The sequence below is a fragment of the Variovorax sp. P4_D9 genome (genome assembly GCF_056401695.1).
This window is the reverse complement of sequence record NZ_JBFUIU010000600.1, coordinates 1-5544: the sequence shown is the minus strand read 5'-3', so window position 1 is coordinate 5544 and position 5544 is coordinate 1. Positions and strand designations below refer to the sequence as shown.

Annotated in this window: 7 protein-coding genes and 1 pseudogene; 2 read left to right on the top strand and 6 right to left on the bottom strand. The window is 63.4% G+C overall.

Going from position 1 to position 5544, the window contains the following annotated elements:
- Positions 1-488: 3-keto-5-aminohexanoate cleavage protein (locus AC1DY5_RS40085; protein ID WP_478120010.1), on the bottom strand; the 488-nt coding region annotated here is incomplete at its 3' end.
- 113 nt (positions 489-601) lie between these two features.
- Here AC1DY5_RS40085 and AC1DY5_RS40080 point away from each other — a divergent pair.
- Positions 602-1654, top strand: coding sequence for an AraC family transcriptional regulator (locus tag AC1DY5_RS40080; protein ID WP_478120009.1), 1053 nt, complete (start codon positions 602-604; stop codon positions 1652-1654).
- Between the two features lie 279 nt (positions 1655-1933).
- Here AC1DY5_RS40080 and AC1DY5_RS40075 read toward each other — a convergent pair whose 3' ends face one another.
- Positions 1934-2305, bottom strand: a complete 372-nt coding sequence (locus tag AC1DY5_RS40075) for a hypothetical protein (RefSeq protein ID WP_478120008.1) — start codon at positions 2303-2305, stop codon at positions 1934-1936.
- A 416-nt stretch (positions 2306-2721) separates the two neighbouring features.
- Between AC1DY5_RS40075 and AC1DY5_RS40070 the strand changes: the two genes are divergently transcribed.
- Positions 2722-2973, top strand: coding sequence for a hypothetical protein (locus tag AC1DY5_RS40070; RefSeq protein WP_478120007.1), 252 nt, complete (start codon positions 2722-2724; stop codon positions 2971-2973).
- Positions 2974-3249: 276 nt separating this feature from the next.
- Here AC1DY5_RS40070 and AC1DY5_RS40065 read toward each other — a convergent pair.
- The 4 genes and pseudogenes from AC1DY5_RS40065 to AC1DY5_RS40050 form a co-directional block, all read right to left on the bottom strand.
- A pseudogene (locus tag AC1DY5_RS40065) lies at positions 3250-4077 on the bottom strand (integrase); the annotation flags it as partial.
- A 77-nt stretch (positions 4078-4154) separates the two neighbouring features.
- Positions 4155-4475 (bottom strand): type II toxin-antitoxin system PemK/MazF family toxin, encoded by a 321-nt coding sequence (locus AC1DY5_RS40060; RefSeq protein ID WP_478120006.1) that lies wholly within the window; start codon positions 4473-4475, stop codon positions 4155-4157.
- A complete protein-coding gene (locus AC1DY5_RS40055) occupies positions 4469-4723 on the bottom strand; it encodes an AbrB/MazE/SpoVT family DNA-binding domain-containing protein (RefSeq protein ID WP_478120005.1) in 255 nt (84 codons plus the stop codon). The genes AC1DY5_RS40060 and AC1DY5_RS40055 overlap by 7 nt, the downstream gene beginning before the upstream one ends.
- 388 nt (positions 4724-5111) lie before the next feature.
- A partial coding sequence (locus AC1DY5_RS40050) for a tyrosine-type recombinase/integrase (RefSeq protein WP_478120004.1) occupies positions 5112-5544 on the bottom strand: 433 nt, incomplete at its 5' end.

Genomic DNA, 5544 nt, shown 5'->3' with positions numbered 1-5544 from the left:
GCCCTGTTGAGGGCGGGCTGCGAGAGCGAGAGCCCCTCCAGGTCCTCCGGCAGCATCTGCTCGATCACGTTCATCTGATTCGTGTTGACCGTGACGGTGACCTGGTCCGGTTTCGGGTCAAGCTCGGCAAGCATGTGGCGCGTGTCGTCCGACAGCCACTTCGCGGCTTCGCCTTCGCCTTCCGGGGCGAAGCTGATCGAGCCGCCGACCTGGATGATCATGTCCGGCACTCGCGCGCGGACACCGGCGATCAGCTCATTGAACTTGGACAGGCGCTTGCTGCCCTTGCCGTCCAACTCGCGCACGTGCAGGTGGAGCACGGTAGCGCCAGCGTTGTAGCAGTCCACCGCCTTCTGGATCTGCGCGTCCATGGTGAGCGGGATGTCCTCGGGGAAATCCTCGGGGGTGAACGCAGGCGCATAGGGCGCGACGGTGATGACAAGCGGGTCCTGGTGTTGCGGATAGAGGGAACCGTCGGTGAAGTGCATGGCTGTGTCCTGTTAGTAGTGAAGAAGTTCGGAAAACAGGAGCTATTGTGTGGACGGTCGCGCATTCGAGATGTATATTTTGGGACAGACGATGTCTGAATGGGGACACTTGCTTGTCGCGCTTCTTTGTACCGATGACTCGAAGCGCCAGCCTCGGCGGCTACGCTGAGCTGGCGCGACATCTGGGGCTCAACCCCGATGCGATGCTGCGTCGGGTGGGCTTGAACCCGCAGCACTTGTCCGATCCGGACATGCCGATCAACACCGTGAGCGTGCGCGAATTGCTGGAAGCAAGTGCCGCTGCATCCGGGACTGAGGATTTTGGGCTCCAGTTGGCGAGGGACCGCCGCCTTTCGAACCTGGGCCCGATCAGCGCCGTGATGCGTGAAGCTCCAACCGCTCGGGAGGCGCTCGATGTCCTGTGCCGCTATGTGCGGCTGCTCAATGCGGCGCTGCTCACGCGCATCGAGGACCACGAAGACTTGTCGGTCGTTCGCGAAGATGTCTTGACTGACGAACCAGGTGCGGTGCGGCAGTCCATCGAGATGGCTGTTGGAGTGCTGTACGGCATGATTGCCGAGCTGGTGGGGTCGGGCTGGAAGCCAAGAAGGGTGTGCTTTGAGCACCGACCTCCGCATGGGCCGACCATCCACAGAGCGATGTTCGGTGTCGAAGTCGAATTCAACGCGAGCTTCAACGGCATCGTCTGCGCCGCGCGGGATCTTATGGCGCCGCTGTCCGCCACCGACTCTCGTCTTTCGCCCTATGCGCGCCGTTTCCTGGACCAGGCACTCTCGACCGCTGGTGAAAGTTCGACGTACAACGCTCGCCAGATCATCACCGCCTTGTTGCCGTCTGGCCGTTGCACGGCCGATCAGGTGGCGAAGCACCTGGTCGTGGATCGCCGCACGCTGCATCGACACTTGATCGCAGAAGGCACGACCTTCTCGCTGCTACTGCGCACGGTTCGATCCGAGTTTGCTTCGCGACACATCCTCGACAGTGACCGGTCATTGGCCGAACTCGCCGACCTGCTCGGATTCTCAACGCCCAGCGCCTTCGCTTTCTGGTTCAGGAAGAACTTTGGAATGACGGTTTCGAACTGGAAGCAGCGCCGGCGACCCGGCGACCTTGAACTTCCGGGTCAACATCGATTCTCGACTTAGCAAAGAGGGTCGGCTGTCGACTGTCCGGCGGTTAACGGCAGGTCTCGCCTCTGCTTACGCAGAAATCGAGTAGTTTTTCAACAGAATTGGCCAGTACTGCCTGTTCGCCAAACTCGCCGACAGCAGTCCTTGGCCAACCTGGCGATCACGCCGAAGGTCAGCTGCCAGGCACGGCCGTGAACTGGTACTCGCGGCCTCAAGCAGCCCTTCGAGTCAATCTCTCGAAGCGGTCGCTCGCGCAAGCGAACTACGCAGAGGAGAGCGATTCAAATGGTGGGGTCATGCCGCCAAGGACATCGTCGACGCGTTGGACGGGAACCCCGGGTACCAGCGGGCGAAGTCATCGCGCAGTTGGCCGTCGATGACGCGAACCCGTACCTGCAGCAGCAAATGCGCGCTGCGAGGATCCCAGCGCGTCTGTTGCGACTTTGACATGCGCTTGTCAATGAGCTGGTTGACCGCGGACTCCACGAACGCAACGGAGATGCGTCGGCCCGCTCGGTAGCGCCGTCCATAGTTGGGCAGCGAGTCCGAGTTGTTGCGCAGGTAGCCGAGCAACTCGAGGGTGAGCTTTCGAATCTGACGCGCGGCCGGCTTGCGGCACACCGTCGATTTGCCCAGGACGTACAGCATCGCGGCCAGGCGCCGCATGGTTTCCTTCGCTCGGCCATGCCAAAGTCGCCACTTCAATCCGCCGGCCAGCCTCGACAACCAGTCGTGGTCAGCGGATCTGAGTTGACTAGACGTTGGCCGGCCATGTAGGGTCCTCGGCGGCAGCATGTCCTCGATCGCGGTCCCGTCCGCGCGACGGCCGCGAACATGCAGGATCGGGTAGCCGCCCAGCGGCCCGGCCGCCAGTTCACTGACAGGGACCAGTGCGGATCCTGGTCGCTGTGCAGCGTGTCGAGGGAAACCTTGCGGGCGGCGCTCATGGCCGGCACCTTTCGCTCCTGTCGACAAGCCGCGGCGCGTGCAGGCTGCCGCCTACGCAAAATCGGGTCATTAGGCGCCAGATTGATCTGGCGCCTGGTGTCAGCGTTTGCGTTTGGAGACTCGAGGTACCTGTCATGGAAACCGACGCGAAAGACGACCTGCTTGATAGACTCCATGTCGCAACGCAAAGACTCGGCGAGACGAATCGCGAGTTCAGAGAAAAACTGCCCATGTTTGCTGCTGGGCACGGGCCATATCCCACCCCTGAAGAATGGCAGCATCGCTGGCGGCTGCAGGCGATGATCGATCGGCTGCGCTTGGAGCTCGAGCAGTTCACAGCTCGATCCTCCTACCCACACGAGGGATCGAGGACACGACGACGCTGAAAATTGCCCGTGATCGCATACAGGCCGGAACCGGAAATCGACGCGCTCAATATGCAAAACGGTGACTAAAGTCCGGCTGGAGCCATCATCTCCGTGGAGGAGAATGCCTATCGGTGGGTTCGGGGAGATGAAGGACTCCTGAGCTCTGGTCCACTCCACTGACCGAGGTCCGCCTATGACCGACGAATGGCAGCGAATCTTCCTAGCGGCGAGCGAAAATGTGATCCGGCAAAGTGCGAGAGCAGGCGGTTAGTTTAGGAAGACGCTGATTTATTCGATGTCGCGCACGGCCGCTGGCGCGAGTGGCTCCCCGAGATGGCCACCCTTGCAGATGCGGCGGAAGAGGGCGCCTTCCTTGATGCCGCTGGCGGCGAGCCACTCCTGCATGGCCTGCGCCGCGCTGCCCACCAAGGGTTTCACGTCCTCCGGGCGCTGGGCGCCGTCCTGGTTGGTCTTGGAGTGCGCGAGCGTGTAGAGATAGGAGCGGGGCCATCCCCGCCAACGCGCTGAAGGTTCTCGAGCGTGGCCGAGGCGACCTCGGAGCGCCGTCGTCCGCCGGTCGCCCATGCGAACAGGAGGAGGGCGCGATCGCGTTTTCCGAGCAGGGTGTCGTCGCAGGTCGCCAGCAGCGCTTGCAGCGGATCCTTGGTGAGCGCGCGCTGCTTGCGCGGCCGCGCGCCGCGCTTGGCGTAGGGGCGGCGCGTCTGGGCCAGCAGCTCGCGCACCAGCGGGTCGGCGCAGGGTTCGGCCCCTTGGCCAGCTGGTGCGCCTTGGACAGCACCGCGATGCGGTGCACGAGCGTGTTGAGCGCGGGCGCACCGAGCCGCGTCTTGTAGCCGCTGGCCACTAGTGCCTGGTCGATGTCTGGCGGCAGCTCGCTCACGAGGCCCGCCTTGGAAGGCGCATCTGCCGTGCGCGCGGCATGGTCGACGATGAACTGGACCACGACCGGCACCGGCTCGGGTGGCCATAGCGCGCGGCGTACCAGGCGCACCAGTAGCGCATCGCCGAGGCGTAAGAGGCGCACGTGTTGGCTGATTCGCCTTCGCGCAGGAGCGCGCGAGCTGCGTCCTCGGCGGTTTGCGTCAGGCGCGCCGAATCCAACTGTTGAGGTCAATTACTGGAAGCGCCCTGAATTTGGCCACTCACTCGCCCGTGTCGATGGTCCCCGCGGCCCTTGTTCAGGCTGCAAAGACTTCTTGCAGCGTCGCCAATGTCGCCGACAGTGTCTTCGCTGATATTGCGCCAAGTTTTTTGGCCAAGCGAGCCTTGTCGACCGTGCGCACCTGATCCAGCAGGATCAAACCCCTGGTGCCGCCGTGCGTCAGCGCAACCCGAAACGGCGCTGCAAACCCCTTGGAGGTCATCGGCGCCACAATCACGGTGCGCAGATGGTCGTTCAGCTCAGCCGGGGACACTACCACGCAAGGGCGGGATTTCTTGATCTCGCTTCCGACCGTGGGGTCCAGGTTCACAAGCCAGATCTCCCCACGCCTCACCAAGCCAACTCCGCATCGGCTTCGTTGCTGAATTCACCCATGACCAACTCGTCGCCGCCGTTGGCGGCCAGCGCCATAGCGGCCTCGGCCCAGCCGGTTCGCGGCGGACGCGCCGCTTTGCGCAAGACGATGGCCCCCTCTTCGACGGTCATCTCAGCAGTTTCCTCATCGCCCAGTCCCGCCTGCGCCAGAAGTGGTTTGGGAAGGACAACGCCCTTGCTGTTTCCGAATGGTCTAATGGTGACTTGCATTGGCTTCCTCCAGTGACAACAATGTTATTCCGTGCATCGCGACCTGTCAAGCGGGTTGTTATTATTTTGTGGTAACGCCTTGTCCTGTGCCTCCGCTGTCCTCGGTGGTCATGCGCGTCTTGCGCAGAGGCTCGATCGCGAAGCTCTGGCGCACTGTCGCGCATCGGCAAGACCCGCGCGATCGGGTATCTGCGGCTCTTGCTGGCGCAGACGCAGCCGAAGATCACCACTTATGCTGCGCGGCAGCGGCAGCGACGGGATTCGCAGAGTCTGAGGCTTCTCGGCCTGCGACGCCCTGAGCGACCGCGGCGGCACGCGCGAACTCCGTCAATCGGCACGGCCATGGCTTGCGGCGTCGACGAAGCCGAGCGCGGATACCAGGAACGCCTCACTCCTCATCGAGCATGCGGCTGGTCCTGCTGTTGAGTGAGCTTTCAGAGCGGAAGTAGCCCATCACGGTCGCGACGCTGTGATGCCCGGTCATCGCCTTCGTATCGGGCAGCGACATGTTCTGCCGGCCGGCTTCCGTCACGAACCCGGCCCTCAGCGAGTGCGCGCTAAAACTTCCCTCCACCCCCGCCAACGCACATCGCTCCTTCACGATGTCGCGCACGGCCGCTGGCGCGAGTGGCTCCCCGAGATGGCCACCCTTGCAGATGCGGCGGAAGAGGGCGCCTTCCTTGATGCCGCTGGCGGCGAGCCACTCCTGCATGGCCTGCGCCGCGCTGCCCACCAAGGGTTTCACGTCCTCCGGGCGCTGGGCGCCGTCCTGGTTGGTCTTGGAGTGCGCGAGCGTGTAGAGATAGGAGCGGGGCCATCCC

What these genes read in the sequence shown, in the direction of transcription:
- AC1DY5_RS40055 (WP_478120005.1), bottom strand. Translation starts at nt 4,723, where the DNA reads ATGCAAGTCACCATTAGACCATTCGGAAACAGCAAGGGCGTTGTCCTT.
- AC1DY5_RS40070 (WP_478120007.1), top strand. Translation starts at nt 2,722, where the DNA reads ATGGAAACCGACGCGAAAGACGACCTGCTTGATAGACTCCATGTCGCA.
- AC1DY5_RS40075 (WP_478120008.1), bottom strand. Translation starts at nt 2,305, where the DNA reads ATGCGGCGCCTGGCCGCGATGCTGTACGTCCTGGGCAAATCGACGGTG.